Source organism: Streptomyces sp. NPDC017448, from assembly GCF_044330565.1.
GTDB lineage: Bacteria > Actinomycetota > Actinomycetes > Streptomycetales > Streptomycetaceae > Streptomyces.
The window spans coordinates 255177-269804 of sequence record NZ_JBIRLM010000004.1 but is presented as its reverse complement, the minus strand read 5'-3'; the positions used below and the strand labels follow the sequence as shown (position 1 = coordinate 269804).

Annotated in this window: 14 protein-coding genes; 1 reads left to right on the top strand and 13 read right to left on the bottom strand. The window is 76.4% G+C overall.

Features of this window, described 5'->3' with window-relative positions; translation table 11 throughout:
* Positions 1-32: 32 nt before the first annotated feature.
* From lgt to hisI, 11 genes are all read right to left on the bottom strand, one after another.
* Entirely contained in the window at positions 33-1037 is a 1005-nt protein-coding gene (lgt, locus tag ACH4K1_RS10225) for a prolipoprotein diacylglyceryl transferase (protein ID WP_398088267.1), read from the bottom strand.
* 120 nt (positions 1038-1157) lie between these two features.
* Complete coding sequence (locus ACH4K1_RS10220; RefSeq protein WP_398088265.1) at positions 1158-2075, bottom strand: thioredoxin domain-containing protein; 918 nt, start codon at positions 2073-2075, stop codon at positions 1158-1160.
* Positions 2076-2150: 75 nt separating this feature from the next.
* Complete coding sequence (gene trpA / locus ACH4K1_RS10215) at positions 2151-2963, bottom strand: tryptophan synthase subunit alpha (protein WP_398088264.1); 813 nt, start codon at positions 2961-2963, stop codon at positions 2151-2153.
* Positions 2960-4246, bottom strand: coding sequence for a tryptophan synthase subunit beta (gene trpB / locus ACH4K1_RS10210; RefSeq protein WP_398088262.1), 1287 nt, complete (start codon positions 4244-4246; stop codon positions 2960-2962). The genes trpA and trpB overlap by 4 nt, the downstream gene beginning before the upstream one ends.
* 144 nt (positions 4247-4390) lie before the next feature.
* Positions 4391-4603, bottom strand: a complete 213-nt coding sequence (gene trpM, locus ACH4K1_RS10205) for a tryptophan biosynthesis modulator TrpM (protein WP_398088260.1) — start codon at positions 4601-4603, stop codon at positions 4391-4393.
* Positions 4604-4619: 16 nt separating this feature from the next.
* Entirely contained in the window at positions 4620-5429 is an 810-nt protein-coding gene (gene trpC, locus ACH4K1_RS10200) for an indole-3-glycerol phosphate synthase TrpC (protein WP_398088259.1), read from the bottom strand.
* A gap of 138 nt (positions 5430-5567) precedes the next feature.
* Complete coding sequence (locus ACH4K1_RS10195) at positions 5568-6218, bottom strand: DUF2752 domain-containing protein (protein ID WP_398088257.1); 651 nt, start codon at positions 6216-6218, stop codon at positions 5568-5570.
* A gap of 92 nt (positions 6219-6310) precedes the next feature.
* A complete protein-coding gene (locus tag ACH4K1_RS10190) occupies positions 6311-6562 on the bottom strand; it encodes an HGxxPAAW family protein (RefSeq protein WP_398088255.1) in 252 nt (83 codons plus the stop codon).
* Positions 6563-6675: 113 nt separating this feature from the next.
* Entirely contained in the window at positions 6676-7341 is a 666-nt protein-coding gene (locus ACH4K1_RS10185; protein WP_398088253.1) for a TIGR02234 family membrane protein, read from the bottom strand.
* A 14-nt stretch (positions 7342-7355) separates the two neighbouring features.
* Positions 7356-8849, bottom strand: coding sequence for an anthranilate synthase component I (locus tag ACH4K1_RS10180; RefSeq protein WP_398088252.1), 1494 nt, complete (start codon positions 8847-8849; stop codon positions 7356-7358).
* A gap of 9 nt (positions 8850-8858) precedes the next feature.
* Positions 8859-9239 (bottom strand): phosphoribosyl-AMP cyclohydrolase, encoded by a 381-nt coding sequence (gene hisI / locus ACH4K1_RS10175; protein ID WP_228993220.1) that lies wholly within the window; start codon positions 9237-9239, stop codon positions 8859-8861.
* Positions 9240-9323: 84 nt separating this feature from the next.
* On the opposite strand from hisI, the gene ACH4K1_RS10170 reads away from it, so the two are divergent.
* The gene (locus ACH4K1_RS10170) at positions 9324-9956 is read left to right on the top strand and encodes a TIGR03085 family metal-binding protein (protein ID WP_398088250.1); all 633 of its coding nucleotides are present in this window, start codon (positions 9324-9326) and stop codon (positions 9954-9956) included.
* A 40-nt stretch (positions 9957-9996) separates the two neighbouring features.
* On the opposite strand, the gene ACH4K1_RS10165 is transcribed toward ACH4K1_RS10170, so the two are convergent.
* Together ACH4K1_RS10165 and ACH4K1_RS10160 are read right to left on the bottom strand one after the other, a co-directional pair.
* Complete coding sequence (locus ACH4K1_RS10165) at positions 9997-11403, bottom strand: PucR family transcriptional regulator (RefSeq protein WP_398088249.1); 1407 nt, start codon at positions 11401-11403, stop codon at positions 9997-9999.
* Positions 11404-11591: 188 nt separating this feature from the next.
* Positions 11592-14612 (bottom strand): LuxR C-terminal-related transcriptional regulator, encoded by a 3021-nt coding sequence (locus tag ACH4K1_RS10160; RefSeq protein WP_398088247.1) that lies wholly within the window; start codon positions 14610-14612, stop codon positions 11592-11594.
* Between the last annotated feature and the right edge of the window lie 16 nt (positions 14613-14628).

Here is a 14628-nt window from a genome sequence, read left to right as displayed (position 1 = left end):
CGGGCGGCCGGTGCTTTCCGGCCGCCGCCCGGTCAGCTCTTCTCGGCCGCCGCTTCGGTGCTTCCGGCGGTGAGGCCCGTGCCCGTCTTCCCCGGCTCGTCCTTCGTGAGCGGGTCCTTCTCGGCTCCGGCGTCCGGGGCGGCGGGGCCGTCCTCGGCGGAGCCGTCCTCGGCGGGGCCGTCCTCGGCGGGGCCGTCCTCGGCGGAGACCTCCGCCGGGGCGCCCCGATCGGGCTCGACGACCTCTTCGCGACCCGGCCGGATCCTGGCGGAGACCACGATGTAGGCGACGGCGAGGACGAAGACGATGATCGCGGTCCACACGTTCAGGCGGAGGCCCAGGATGTGGTGGGCCTCGTCGACCCGCATGTACTCGATCCAGCCGCGCCCGGCGCAGTACGCCGCGACGTACAGCGCGAACGCCCGGCCGTGGCCCAGGGTGAAGCGGCGGTCGGCCCAGATGACCAGCAGCGCCACACCGACGCACCACAGCGATTCGTAGAGGAAGGTCGGGTGGTACGTCCCGGCGACCCGGTTGGCGCCCTCGCTGATCTCCAGCGCCCAGGGGAGGTCGGTGGGCTTGCCGTACAGCTCCTGGTTGAACCAGTTGCCCCAGCGACCGATGGCCTGGGCGATGGCGATGCCGGGGGCCAGCGCGTCGGCCCAGGCGGGCAGCGGAATGCCCCGGCGGCGGCAGGCGATCCACGCGCCCACCGCGCCGAAGGCGATGGCTCCCCAGATGCCGAGGCCGCCCTGCCAGATCTTGAAGGCGTCGACCCAGTTCTCACCCTCGCTGAAGTACAGCTGGTAGTCGGTGATCACGTGGTAGAGCCGACCTCCGACGAGGCCGAAGGGGACCGCCCAGACGGCCACGTCGGCCACGGTGCCGGCTTTGCCGCCCCGGGCGATCCAGCGCTTGTTGCCGAACCAGACGGCGACGAAGACACCGATGATGATGCAGAACGCGTAGCCGCGGAGCGGGATCGGGCCGAGCTCGATCACGCCGGTCGACGGACTGGGAATGGAGGCAAGGTTCATGGCGAGGTCGACGCTACCCTGCCGGGCGGTGGGTACGGCAAGCCACCCGGCAACGTCTGGGTAACGAGGACCGCCTCGTGGGCGGGCCCGGGGCCCGGGCGGACGGAGCCCCCGGCCCGGTCAGGAACCGGCGGCCGACGACGGGGCGGCGGGGGCGGACGCCCCGCCGCCCGACGGGGACGGGGCCGCGGACCCGTCGGCCGTGGCCGTCCCCTCCGAGGGGGCGGCCGGGGCGGCCGTTCCCGGCTTCTTGCCCTTGTTGGCCGCGAGGACCCACTTCTTCAGGGCCGCCGGGGAGATCTGCTCCCCGTCCTTGGCCGGGAAGACCGACTCCCCGTTGAGCAGCACGGTCGGCGTGCCCTGGAAGCCGCCCTCGCGGAAGGCCGTGTCGGACTTCTTCACCCAGCTGTCGTGGTCGCCGTCCTCCACACAGCTGCGGAACTCCGGCGTGTCGAGCCCCTGGACCTTCCCCGCCAGCTCGATCAGCCGGCTGTTCTTCCCGTAGGCATCGTCCGGCTCGGGCGGCTGGTTGCTGAAGAGGACGTCGTGGTAGGGCGCGAACTTTCCGGCGTCCTGGGCGCAGGCGGCGGCGTTGGCGGCGCGCAGCGAACCGGAGCCGCCGAGGTTGCCGTCGATGATCGTGGCCAGGTGGTACTCCACCTTGACCTGTCCGTCGTTCACCAGCTCCGTGACGGTGTCCCGCAGCGCGTTCTCGAACTGGGCGCAGACCGGGCAGCGGAAGTCCTCCCAGATCGTGAGGGTGGACGGGGCGTCGGCCGCGCCGACCGGCAGGGTCAGGGCGTCCTCGCCGGACGCCCCCGAGGGGGCGATGGCGGGCCCGGAGGCGGTGTCGCCGCCGCCGTCCTTGCCGACGTTGGCCGCGATCAGGCCGACCACGGCGGCCAGGCCGAGCACCCCGACCACCGCCGAGACGACGATCAGCGTCCGGCGGCGCTTCTCGCGCCCCTTCTCCTGCTCGCGCTGCTGGGCCAGGCGCTCACGCGCGCTTCTGTTTCCCTCAGGGATCTTGTCGCTCACACCGGGGGAACGAACCGGGGAGGCGCGTACGCGCCTCCCCGGCCCACAATCCATCCGTTCGGGTGATGCGAGGGGTCAGCGCTTTCGAACGCCTTCGGCCAGTTCGCCCGCGAGGGAGCGGACGGCGGCGAGGCCGGCGGCCTCGTCCGGGGCGTCCAGCATGGCCTTGACGAACGCCGATCCGACGATCACGCCGTCCGCGAACCCGGCGACCTCGGCGGCCTGCGCCGCGTTGGAGACGCCGAGGCCGACGCAGACCGGGAGGGCGGTGGTGGCGCGGGTGCGCTCCACCAGGTTCCGGGCCTGGGCTCCCACGGAGGCGCGGGTGCCGGTGACGCCCATCAGGGACGCGGCGTAGACGAAGCCGCTGCCGGCCGCCGTGATGGTGGCGAGGCGGGCGTCCCGGCTGCTGGGGGCGACGACGAAGACGGTGGCCAGCCCGTGCTTCTCGGCGTGCTCGCGCCACAGCGCGGACTCCTGGACCGGCAGGTCGGGCAGGATGCACCCGGCGCCGCCCGCCTCCGCCAGCTCGGCGGTGAACCGCTCCACGCCGTAGCGGTCGATGGGGTTCCAGTACGTCATGACGAGGATCGGGACGCCGGTGGCCTCGTGCGCCTCGCGGACCGTGCGCATCACGTCGGCGATCCGGACGCCGCCGCGCAGGGCGATGTCGTCGGCGGTCTGGATGACCGGTCCGTCGAGGACGGGGTCGCTGTGCGGGAGCCCGACCTCGACGATGTCGGCGCCGCCCGCGACGACGGCCTTGACCGCCTCGATGCCGCCGTCCACGGTCGGGAAGCCGGCCGGGAGGTAGGCGATGAGCGCCGCCCGGTCCGCCGCCTTCGCACCGGCGAGGGTGGTGTTCAACAGCTCGATGTTGCCGCTCACGTGGCGTCCCCCTCGATCTCGGCGCGGTCGCTGTCGGCGTCCGCCTCGACGGCGGCGTCGGTGTCGTAGAGCCCGAAGTAGCGGGCGGCGGTGTCCATGTCCTTGTCGCCGCGGCCGGACAGGTTGACCAGGATCAGCCCGTCCGGGCCCAGCTCCTCGCCGAGCTCCAGGGCCCCGGCGAGCGCGTGGGCGCTCTCGATGGCCGGGATGATGCCCTCGGTGCGGGAGAGCAGGCGCAGGGCCCGCATGGCCGCGTCGTCGGTGACCGCGCGGTACTCGCCGCGTCCGACGTCCTTGAGGTAGGAGTGCTCGGGGCCGATGCCCGGGTAGTCCAGACCGGCCGAGATGGAGTACGGCTCGGTGATCTGGCCCTCGTCGTCCTGGAGGACGTAGGAGCGCGAGCCGTGCAGGATGCCGGGCTCCCCGGCCGTGAGGGTGGCCGCGTGCTCGCCGGTCTCCACCCCGTGCCCGGCGGGTTCGCAGCCGATCAGCCGGACGCCGGCGTCGGGGATGAAGGCGTGGAAGAGGCCGATGGCGTTGGAGCCGCCGCCGACGCAGGCGACCGCCGCGTCCGGGAGGCGGCCGGTGCGCTCCAGGAGCTGGCGGCGGGCCTCGACGCCGATGACGCGGTGGAAGTCGCGGACCATCGCCGGGAAGGGGTGCGGGCCCGCGACCGTGCCGAAGAGGTAGTGCGTGCGGTCCACGTTGGCGACCCAGTCGCGGAACGCCTCGTTGATGGCGTCCTTCAGGGTCCGCGAGCCGGACTTCACGGCGACGACCTCGGCGCCGAGCATCCGCATCCGGGCGACGTTGAGCGCCTGGCGCTGCGTGTCGACCTCGCCCATGTAGATGGTGCAGTCGAGGCCGAAGAGGGCGCAGGCGGTCGCGGTGGCCACGCCGTGCTGTCCGGCTCCGGTCTCGGCGATGACCCGGGTCTTGCCCATGCGCTTGGTGAGGAGCGCCTGGCCCAGCACGTTGTTGATCTTGTGCGAGCCGGTGTGGTTGAGGTCCTCGCGCTTGAGGAAGACCCGGGCGCCGCCCGCGTGTCCGGCGAAGCGCGGGACCTCGGTCAGCGCGCTGGGGCGGCCGGTGTAGTTCACCATCAGCTCGTCGAGTTCGGCGGCGAAGGCGGGGTCGGCCTTGGCCTTGTCGTACTCGACGGCGACCTCGTCCACGGCGGCGACGAGCGCCTCCGGGATGAACTTGCCGCCGTACGCACCGAAGTAGCCCTCGGCGCTGGGGATCAGACCCTCGGGGTCCGGGATGAAGAAGTCGGACGACATGCGACGTGCTCCTTGGCATGGCAACGGGTGGGTTCACCGTATGCGCCGGGCAGCGGGCGCCGCCGCGACCGGTCTGCGGTCACGGCGGTGCGGTCGTACGTACGAGAGGGGACGGGGGTGGTGCGGTACGTCGGCCGGGGCTCGCTACAGCGCGGTCCCGGGGCGCCATCGCATGCCGTTGACCTGGCCGGGCTCGTCCCCGATGACGTACCGCACGCGCCGGCCGAGCACGCGCCGGGCGGGGGCGCGGCAGCCGCGCGGCCGGCACCCGCGCGCCAGCGGGGCGTGCGGATCCCGGGCCGGGGCCCCGGCGGGGCCGAGGCCCGGCCGGGTGCGGTGCGGGGGACGGTGGGGCACGGCCGGGCGCTCCGGGTCAGCCGCGGCCGTGGCGGAGCGCCGGGTGGGCGCCGGCGGCGACCAGGTCGGCGACGGCGGCGCGCGGGTCGCGGCCGGTGACCAGGGACTCGCCGACCAGGACGGCGTCGGCGCCGGCGTTGGCGTACGCGATCAGGTCGTGCGGGCCCCGGACGCCGGACTCGGCCACCTTGACGATGTGGTCGGGGATCTCGGGGGCGACGCGCTCGAAGGTGGAGCGGTCGACCTTGAGGTCCTTCAGGTTGCGCGCGTTGACGCCGATGATCCTGGCTCCGGCCTCCACGGCGCGCTCCGCCTCCTCCTCGTCGTGCGCCTCGACGAGCGGGGTGAGCCCGATCGACTCGGCCCGCTCGATCAGGGAGACCAGGGCCTCCTGGTCGAGGGCGGCGACGATCAGCAGGGCGAGGTCGGCGCCGTGGGCGCGGGCCTCCCACAGCTGGTACGAGGTGACGATGAAGTCCTTGCGCAGGACCGGGACGTCGACCTTGGCGCGGACGGCCTCCAGGTCGGCCAGCGAGCCGCCGAAGCGGCGCTCCTCGGTGAGGACCGAGATGACGGACGCGCCGCCCGCCTCGTAGTCCGCGGCGAGCGCGGCGGGGTCCGCGATGGCGGCCAGGGCCCCCTTGGACGGGGAGGAGCGCTTGACCTCGCAGATGACGGTGACGCCCTCGCCGCGCAGGGCGGCGACTCCGTCCTTGGCCTGGGGGGCGCGCGCGGCGCGCTCCTTCAGCTCGTCGAGGCTGACGCGCGCCTGCCGCTCCGCGAGGTCGGCGCGAACGCCGTCGATGATCTCGTCGAGCACACTCACGCGAGCGGCCCCCTTCCGGAACGGTGATGAGGGAACAGGATCAGCCGTACCGATGGTATCCGCAGCCGGGCCCGGGGCCCGCATCCGGCCACGCCCCGTCCCACTACCTGGGCACCGGGGAGGGCCGGCCCGGCCGTTTCAGGGGGCCAGTGCCGAGCCGAACGGCAGATTCCGGACGACGGTGAAGACCGCCAGGACGGCTCCCACGGCCCACCAGTGGGCGGGGGCGAGGCCGATCCTCAGGGGGCGGCCGCGCCAGGCGCGTACCAGCCACAGGGCCCAGACGGCGGCGAAGAGGAAGTAGCCGACGGTGGCGATCGCGTTGGCGGAGAACGCCGCGCCGAGATCGCCGGTGACGAAGGCGTGGGCGCTGCGCAGCCCCCCGCAGCCGGGGCAGAGGATTCCGGTCAGCCTGAGCAGCGGGCAGACGGGGTAGTGCCCGGCCTCGTTGGGATCCACGGCGCCGACGTACGCGAAGGCCCCGGCGACCGCCGCGAGGATGCCCGCCGGGACGGCGAGGCGGCGGAGGCGGGAGGGGTGCGCCGGCGGCGCGGCCGGCCGGCCCTGCGGGAAGCCGGCGGCGTACGGGGCGGGGCCGGTGTACGGGGGCTGCCGGTCCGACGCGGCGTGGGGGGCCGCCTCCGGGGTCGGGCAGACCGTGAGCGGCATGTTCCCGGAGCCGGGGCCCGGCGGGACGGCCTCCGGGCGGGCCGGGTCGGGGCCGGCCCCCGGCCGCGGGGCGGCGTCGGGGTCCGGCTGGGCTGCTGAGGGGGTCGGCGAGGCGTCCACCCGCCGATTGTCCCCGACGACGCGGAAAGGCGCAGCCCGCCGGGGGCCGCGCCTTTCCGCGTGTCGGTCGCCGGGACGGGCCGGCGGCCGGGTCAGTGGGAGGCCTGCGCCTGTCCGGCGCGCGCCCGGGCCTCGACCATCTCGGCCGACTCCTTCGGCATGCCGAGGCCGGCCGCCTTCATGGCGAGGCCCACGAGGCCACCGGCGAAGATCACGGCGATACCGACCCAGAAGCCGAGCGGGTTGGCCGCGACCATGAAGACGCCTGCGACGCAGAAGCCGATGAACGAGATGATGACACCGGTCCAGGCGGCCGGGGTGTGTCCGTGGCTCGTGCCCGCCATGAGTTGCTCCTCGTTGGTGTTGCGCCGTGGGTGACGCTGGTACGTGTGGCCGCCGCCCGGGGGACGGCTCGCTTCCATTGTCCCGTACGGGGCGGCGGGGGGTGAGCCTGGGGTCACCCGCGCGTCGGGTCCTCGCCCCGGTCCAGGGCCTTCCACAGGTCCTCGGGGCGGTCCGGGTCGGGGGCCGTGCGGGCCGCCCTGCCGGGGCGCGGGGTGCCGTCGCGCTCGTACTTCCCGGACATGGCGGGCCAGCGGGCGCCGTAGCGCAGGGCGAGGAGCCCGGCCAGCAGGATCAGCACGCCGCCGACCGCCGTGACGTAGGGCCAGCCGGTGTGGCCGAGGGCGTCGATGGCGGCCGCCGTGTCCCCGGTGGCCCTGGCGGCCTCCTCGTCGAGGGCCGAGCGGTCGGACGCTCCGATCCACGCGCTGACGGCGGCTCCGAGGCCGCTGAGGGCGAGCAGGGCGGCCACGATCAGGCGGCCCGCGCCGCGTACGGCGAAGACGGCGACGAGGGCGGCGAGGCCGACGACGGCGAGGGCCGCCGGGACGCCGGTGACGTCCCGGCCGTCCAGGGAGAGCGGGAGGGCTCCGCCGCCGGTGGCCGCGGAGCCCTCGACCCAGGTCTGCCCGGAGGCGAGGAGGACGACGGTCGAGCCGGCCGCCCCGAGGAGCAGGGCGGCCGCGAGGCTGCGGCGGCTCCCCGCCGGGTCGGACGCGGCGCCGGGGGCGGGGTCGGCGGTTCGGGGCGGGGGTACGGGGGCAGCACTCACGCCTTCCACTATCCCCTACCGGTTCAGCGGTCGTGGAGCCGGTTGGCCGTATGGACGGCGCGGAGCACGGCCGCCGCCTTGTTGCGGCACTCGGTGTCCTCGGCGGCCGGGTCGGAGTCGGCGACGACCCCGGCCCCGGCCTGCACGTACGCGGTGCCGTCGCGGAGGAGGGCGGTCCGGATGGCGATGGCGGTGTCGGAGTCACCGGCGAAGTCGAGGTAGCCGACGCAGCCCCCGTACAGTCCGCGGCGGCTCGGCTCCAGCTCCTCGATGATCTGCATGGCGCGCGGCTTGGGGGCCCCGGAGAGGGTGCCCGCGGGGAAGCAGGCGGTGAGCACGTCGAAGGCAGTGCGGTCCTCGGTGACCCGGCCGGTGACGGTGGAGACGATGTGCATCACGTGGGAGTAGCGCTCGATCGACATGAAGTCGACGACCTCGACGCTGCCCGGTTCGCAGACCCGCCCCAGGTCGTTGCGGCCGAGGTCGACGAGCATCAGGTGCTCGGCGCGCTCCTTGGGGTCGGCGAGCAGCTCCTCGGCGAGCGCCTGGTCCTCCTGCGGGGTGGCGCCCCGGTGCCGGGTGCCGGCGATGGGGTGGACCATGGCCCGGCCGTCCTCGACCTTGACCAGGGCCTCGGGGCTGGAGCCGACGACGTCGAACCCGTCGAAGCGGAAGAGGTACATGTACGGGGACGGGTTGGTGGCCCGCAGCACCCGGTAGACGTCCAGGGCGCTCGCGGTGCACGGGGTCTCGAACCGCTGGGAGGGGACGACCTGGAACGCCTCGCCCGCCCGGATGCGCTCCTTGATGTCGACGACGGCGTCCTGGTAGGCGTCGCCGCCCCACCGCGCGGTGTACGGGGGCAGTTCGGAGGGGGGCAGGACGGCGGGGGCGTTCTCGACCGGGCGGCGCAGGTCCCGTTCCATGGCGTCGAGGCGGGCTACGGCGTCCGCGTACGCCTCGTCGACGCCGGTGTCGAGGTCGTTGTGGTTGATCGCGTTGGCGATCAGCAGGACGGCGCCGTTCCGGTGGTCGAGGACGGCGAGGTCCGAGGTGAGGAGCATGGTCAGCTCGGGCAGCTCCAGGTCGTCGCCGCCGTGCTCGCCGATCTTCTCCAGGCGGCGGACGACGTCGTAGCCGAGGTAGCCGACCATGCCGCCGGTGAACGGCGGCAGGCCCAGGTCGCTCACCAGGTCGCGCGGGGTGTGCAGGGTCTCGACGGTGGCGCGCAGCGCCTCCAGCGGGTCGCCGCCGAGGGGGACGCCGACGGGTGCCGCGCCGAGCCAGTGGGCCTCGCCGTCGCGGGCGGTGAGGGTGGCGGCGCTGCGGACGCCGATGAACGAGTAGCGCGACCAGGTCCGGCCGTTCTCGGCGGACTCCAGGAGGAAGGTGCCGGGGCGTTCGGCGGCCAGCTTGCGGTAGAGGCCGACCGGGGTGTCGCCGTCCGCGAGGAGGCGGCGGCTGACGGGGACGACACGCCGGTCGACGGCCAGCTTGCGGAAGGTGTCGAGATCCATGGCCGGACCTTAGCGGTCGAGGAGGGGCAGGACGTCGGCGTCGAAACAGGTGCGGTCGCCGGTGTGGCAGGCGGCGCCGGTCTGGTCGACCCTGACCAGCACGGTGTCGGCGTCGCAGTCCAGGGCGACGGACTTCACGTGCTGGACGTGGCCGGAGGTGTCGCCCTTGACCCAGTACTCCCGGCGGCTGCGCGACCAGTAGGTGCAGCGGCCGGTGGTGAGGGTGCGGTGCAGCGCCTCGTCGTCCATCCAGCCGAGCATCAGCACCTCGCCGGTGTCGTACTGCTGGGCGATGGCCGGGATCAGACCGTCCGCGCCGCGCTTGAGGCGGGCGGCGACGGCGGGGTCGAGGCTGCTGGCGGGCGGCGTGGCGCCGGGCGTGCTCGTCATGGGCCCATTGTGCCGTGGCCGCGGACGCCGTCCGGGCCGGCGTCCACTGGGCGGACGCCGGGTGGCGGTCGTACGCTGGCGGACATGTCGACCCATGCGAAGCGTGAACGTCTTCTGCTCGCCGATCTGTTGGAAGCGGCCGGTCCCGGGGCTCCGACCCTGTGCGACGGCTGGAAGACCCGCGATCTGGCCGCCCACGTGGTGGTCCGCGAACGCCGCGCGGACGCGGCGGGCGGGCTGCTGGTGGGGGCGTTGAAGGCCCGGCTGGAGCGGGTGCAGGCGGAGTACGCGGAGAAGCCGTACGAGGAGCTGATCCAGCTGATCCGGACCGGTCCGCCCCGGTTCTCCCCGATGTCCCTCAAGCAGATCGACGAGGCGGCGAACACCGTCGAGTTCTTCATCCACACCGAGGACGTGCGCCGGGCCCAGCCGGACTGGTCGCGCCGCGAGCTCGACCCGGTCTTCTCCGACGTGCTCTGGTCCCACACCGAGAAGACCTCCCGGCTGCTGGGCCGCCGGTCCCCGGTGGGGCTGGTGCTGCGCCGGCCGGACGGCCGGACGGCGGTGGCGCACAAGGGGATTCCGGTGGTGACGGTGACCGGGGAGCCCGGCGAGCTGCTGCTGTACGCCTTCGGCCGGCAGGACGCGGCGGACGTCCAGGTGGAGGGCGAGGAGGCGGCGGTGGAGCGGCTGCGGATGGCGGAGCTGGGGATGTAGCCCCGGCCCGGCGGGACGGTTCGGCGCGGGGAGGCACGCTTCACGCGCCGCGCAGCCGCCGCGCGGCCAGGGCGAGGGAGATCTCGACCGCGTCCCGGGGGCGGGTGAGGCAGCGGCCCGTGAGCTGTTCGAAGCGGCGGAGGCGGTTGAGGACGGTGTTGCGGTGGCAGTAGAGCCGCGCGCCCGCCCGCTGCGCCGAGCCGTCCGCGTCGAGCCAGGCGGTGAGGGTCTCCACGATGACGTCGCGGTCGGCGGGGTCCAGCCGGTCCAGCGGCCCCAGCACCCGGTCGGCGAGCGCCCCGGCGAGGTCGGGACAGGAGACGACCAGGGCGTCCGGGAGGTGTTCGTCGAGCAGGACGGCGCCCCCGGAGGCGGGGCAGGCGCGCAGGGCGGTCTCCGCCAGCCGCCGGGCCTCGCCGAGCGCGGCCAGCCCCTCGACGGCCGAGCCGATCCCGGCCCGGACACCGGGCGGTACGTCGAGCCCCGCGGCCAGCGCGCTCAGCTCGCCGGGCCCTCCCGTCAGCGGCAGGATCGCGAATTCGGCCTCCGGGCCCGAGTGCCAGAGCGGCGCGGCGCCCGCGGCGGCGGGCAGCGGGAGCGGAGGCCGGACGGCGGAACCGGACCCGTCCGCCGCGCCGGACGGGCCGAGGGCTGCACCCGGCGCGGCCCCCGGCCCGCTCCCCGGCCCGCCCCGTGCGGCCCCCGGTCCGTCCGGGGCCGCGGGCGCCGTTGCGCGGCCGGGCCCGGCGGCCACGGCGAGTACCGCGTACCGGCCCTGCTCCGGCAGCCCCAGCATCGCGGACGCCTCCGCGAGGTCCGCGATCCGGGCGGTCCCGTCGAGCAGGGCGGCGACCATGAGCCGCCGGCGGTTCCCGCGCCGCCAGCTCAGCCGCCGCTCGGCCTGCCGGTAGGCGTCCGCGACGATCCCGCAGTGCTCGTCGACGAAGTTCCACACGTCGGCCGCGACATGGACGAGCAGCCGGACGTCGTCGGCGTCGCGGCGCGCGGTCTCGTCCACGAGGCCCTGCCAGACCATCGCGCCGCCCATCCGGAAGGCGTGCAGGACCGCGTCGAGCGGCACACCCTGCTCGGCGCGGATCTCACCGATCCAGCGGGAGGTGCGGTGGGCGGGCTCGCGGAACTCCCGGGGCTGGAGCAGTGAGCCCACGTTGTGCCGCAGCGAGTGGTGCACCTCCTGCCAGACCTCGGCCCGGGCGGAGTCGATCGCCGCCCGGTAGCCGGGCTCCTGGGCGTACAGGGCCTCGACGAGCCGGTCGGTGAGGGCCGGGAGCGAGGCGACGAGGACCCGGGCGGCGCGGTGCAGCACCTCGACGGCCTCGCGGCCGGCCAGCGACCGGAAGCGCTCCGGCAGCGGCGGCACCGGCGCCTGGGGCGCCGGGGGCCTTCCGTGCGGCGGGACGATCCGCGAACGTACGACCTGTGGCATGGCGGCCTCCACCCGGATTCGGCCGGCCGCGCGAAGGGCGGGCCCGGCGTACGGCGCACCCGACCCGGCGGGCGCGAGCGCGGTGAGACGATCCTGACGCCCGCAGAATGGCATACCGCCCAGTCGGTACCTAGGGCCTGCGCGGAACTCGTCATCACGGTCCGGCAACCTCCCGGCCGTCCGGCGGCTCAAGGGCGCAGCAGCCGGGCCAGTTCGGTACGGGAGCGGATACCGAGGGCGGCGAAGACATTGCGGAGGTGGTGGTCGACCGTACGCGGGCTGAGCGAGAGGCGCAGCCCCACCTCGCGGTTGGTGGCCCCCTCGGCGACGCAGCGGGCGATGCGCTGCTGCTGCGGGGTGAGCGCGGCCAGCGGTTCGCCCCCCGCGCCGCCCGTGCCCCGCGGGCTCCCGGCCGGCTCCCCCGCCGCCCGCAGCTCCCCGGCCGACCGGTCCGCCCAGGCCCGGGCCGAGCAGCGCTGGAAGGCCACCAGGGCGTCGCGCAGCGGCCCCCGCGCCTCCCGGGTGCGCCGGCGGCGCCGCAGCCACTGCCCGTACAGCAGCTGGGTGCGGGCCCGCTCGAAGTCTCCGTCGGCCCGGCCGTGGTGGGCGAGGGCCTCGGCGTAGCGGGCGTCGGCCTCGTCGGCGGGGGCCAGCAGGGCGCGGCAGCGGGCCAGTTGGGCGGGGGCTCCCGGATCGGCGGTGCGCGCGGCCCAGGAGGCGAACGCGTCGACGGCGGCGTGCAGGTCGCCGGGGTCATCCGGCAGCCGTCCCCCCAGGACCGCGGCCTCGACCCAGCAGGGCACGGCGAGCGTCCGTACGGCGAAGTGGCCCCGGCCCGGCCCCGCCCCGACCAGGGGGGCGAGCCGGGCGGCCGCGTCGCCGGGCCGTCCGGACGCCAGGTCCGCGCGGGCCCGCGCCCAGGTGGCGAGGGTGGCGGCCTGGGCCAGCCCGTTCGGCGCCGCCCCGGCCAGCGCGGCGTCCGCGTGCGCGGCGCACGCCTCGGCGGGGCCCTCCACCGAGGCGGCGAGAGCGAGGACGGCGTGCAGCTGGGCGGAGCTGTTGGGCTGCCCCGCACGACGGGCGGCGTGCAGCCCCTCCAAGGCGTGGGCCCGCGCACCGGCGTGCCGCCCGGCCCGCAGTTCGGCGTAGGCGAGGTGTTCGAGCGCCTGGGGCAGCAGCGCGTCGGGCCCCCGCGTCCGTACGGCGGCGAGCGCCCGGGCCCCCGCGCGGCAGGCGGCGGCGAGGTCCCCGAGCACCAGCCCGGCGACCCCGGCCCGCAGCAGTCCGGCCGTGCCGCCGGGGCCGTCGGCGGGGCTCCCGGCGGGGTCGAGGCAGCGGCGGAGCCGGGCGTGGCCTTCGGCGGTACGGCCCCGGAGCACGGCGGCCATACCGGCCCGGTAGTCCTCCAGGCCCTCCTCCGGCGGGGTGCGGGCGAGGCGGTCGAGGGCGTCGAGGTAGCCGGGCGCGTCCCCCGCCGCCCAGGCGGCCTCGGCCGCGCCGAGGAGGGCGTCGGGCGTCCGGGGATCGTGGGGCCCGAGCAGTTCGGCCGCGGCGAGCAGGGCTTCGCGGGCGTCGGCGGCGGGCCCGGTGCGCAGGGCGAGCATGCCGTGGACGTAGGAGGCCGGCCCCCGCGAGGCCCCGCCCGCCGGGTTCGCCGCACCGGCCGCCCGGGGCCCGGTCCTGGCCAGCAGGGCGCGGGCCAGGGCCGGGTCGCCCGCCAGCCGCGCCTGCTCGGCCGCGGCGGCGAACCGGGCCGCCCGCAGCGCCGGTTCGGCGGAGAGCCGGGCGGCCCGGACGAGGGCGGCGGAGCGTTCGGCGTGCGGCCGGGGGGAGGCGGCGACCGCCTCGATCCGGGCGGCCAGCACGGGGTCCGGCCCCGTCGCGGCACAGGCCCGCTGGAGGAGTGCGGCGAGCGGCGCGGGGGCGGGGCCGTCCGGCAGGCCCGCGGGGGCCGTGGCGTCCGGCGGGCCTGAGGCGGCGGCCTCGCGGGGGCCCCGGGCGCCGGCCTCCCCCGGCTCCCGCCCGGCCGCCCCCCGGGAGGTCCGGGCGCCGGTGGCCTCCCCGGGGGGCCGGGCGCCGGCGGGGTGCGTGGAACCCCGGTTTCCGGCGCCGCCCGGCCGGGCCCGGCCGGGAGCGGAGTCTCCGGCCGTCGGGTCCGCGGCCTCCGTCAGCAGGGCCGCCAGCAGTTCGTGGGCGGCTCGGCGGTGGGCCCGGGGGGCGTGGCGGAGTACGGCGCGGGCGATCAGGCGGTGGGCGAAGTGGACGCGGTCGCCCGCACGTTGGAGGAGGCCCCCGGTGCCGGTGAGGCCGCAGAGCGCCCGGTCCAGGAAGGCCGGGGGCAGCCCGTGGCGGGCGCCCGCGCGCAGCAGGAGCAGGGCGTCCGCCCCAGCGCCGTCCGGCTCGTGCTCCTGGGCCGCCGCGGCGAGCAGGAGCAGGGTGCGGGCCGGGGCCGGGAGGCCGTCGAGCCGTTCGGCGTGGGCGGCCAGGACCGCTTCGCCGCCGGGCAGGGGGTAGGGCAGCGGAGCCCTTCCGGCGAGCTCGTCCGGGGTGAGGCGGCCGGTGAGCCCGACGAGCAGAGAGGGGTTTCCGGCCGCCTCACGGAGGAGTTCGGCGCGCACGACCGGGTCGAGCCCTTCCGTACCGGCGCCCGGGGCGAGCCGGTCCAGGAGCGCCGAGGCCGCCTCCGCGTCCAGCGGCCCCAGGCGGAGCGTGGGCAGTCCGGCGAAGAGGCCGGCCCCGTCGGCGGTGGTGAGCAGGACGGCGGTCCGGCCGGCCGCGCCCGCCCCGTGGGCCGCGGAGGCCAGGGTGGCCCGGGGCGCCCGGTCCCAGGCGTGCGCGTCGTCGGCGCAGACCAGCAGGGGCCGCCCGCCGCCGGGTGCGCACGGCTCCCGCAGCCGGGCGGCCAGCGCCTCCGGCGTGATGACGGGGCACGGGTCGGCGGGCGGCGGGGCGAACAGTCCGTCCGGCCCCTCACCGGCCGCGGACCGGCCCGCGCGGGCGGCGGTCGCGTACAGCACGGGGCCCCGGTCCCGGTGCGCGTCGGCGGCCGCGCGCAGCAGGGCCGTACGGCCGAGGCCCGGTGGCGCGGCCAGCACGAGCGCTCCTCCACCGCCCTGCCACGCCGCGCCCAACAAGCTCCGCACGGCGGCGAGTTCATCGTCCCGGCCGTACAGCCGGCCCGGAGTGCGCACGGTCGTCGATGAGGTCACACCGGCACGGTACGGT

What these genes read in the sequence shown, in the direction of transcription:
- lgt (WP_398088267.1), bottom strand. Translation starts at nt 1,037, where the DNA reads ATGAACCTTGCCTCCATTCCCAGTCCGTCGACCGGCGTGATCGAGCTC.
- ACH4K1_RS10190 (WP_398088255.1), bottom strand. Translation starts at nt 6,562, where the DNA reads ATGGCGGGCACGAGCCACGGACACACCCCGGCCGCCTGGACCGGTGTC.
- ACH4K1_RS10165 (WP_398088249.1), bottom strand. Translation starts at nt 11,403, where the DNA reads ATGCCACAGGTCGTACGTTCGCGGATCGTCCCGCCGCACGGAAGGCCC.
- ACH4K1_RS10180 (WP_398088252.1), bottom strand. Translation starts at nt 8,849, where the DNA reads ATGGATCTCGACACCTTCCGCAAGCTGGCCGTCGACCGGCGTGTCGTC.
- trpB (WP_398088262.1), bottom strand. Translation starts at nt 4,246, where the DNA reads ATGTCGTCCGACTTCTTCATCCCGGACCCCGAGGGTCTGATCCCCAGC.
- hisI (WP_228993220.1), bottom strand. Translation starts at nt 9,239, where the DNA reads ATGACGAGCACGCCCGGCGCCACGCCGCCCGCCAGCAGCCTCGACCCC.
- ACH4K1_RS10170 (WP_398088250.1), top strand. Translation starts at nt 9,324, where the DNA reads ATGTCGACCCATGCGAAGCGTGAACGTCTTCTGCTCGCCGATCTGTTG.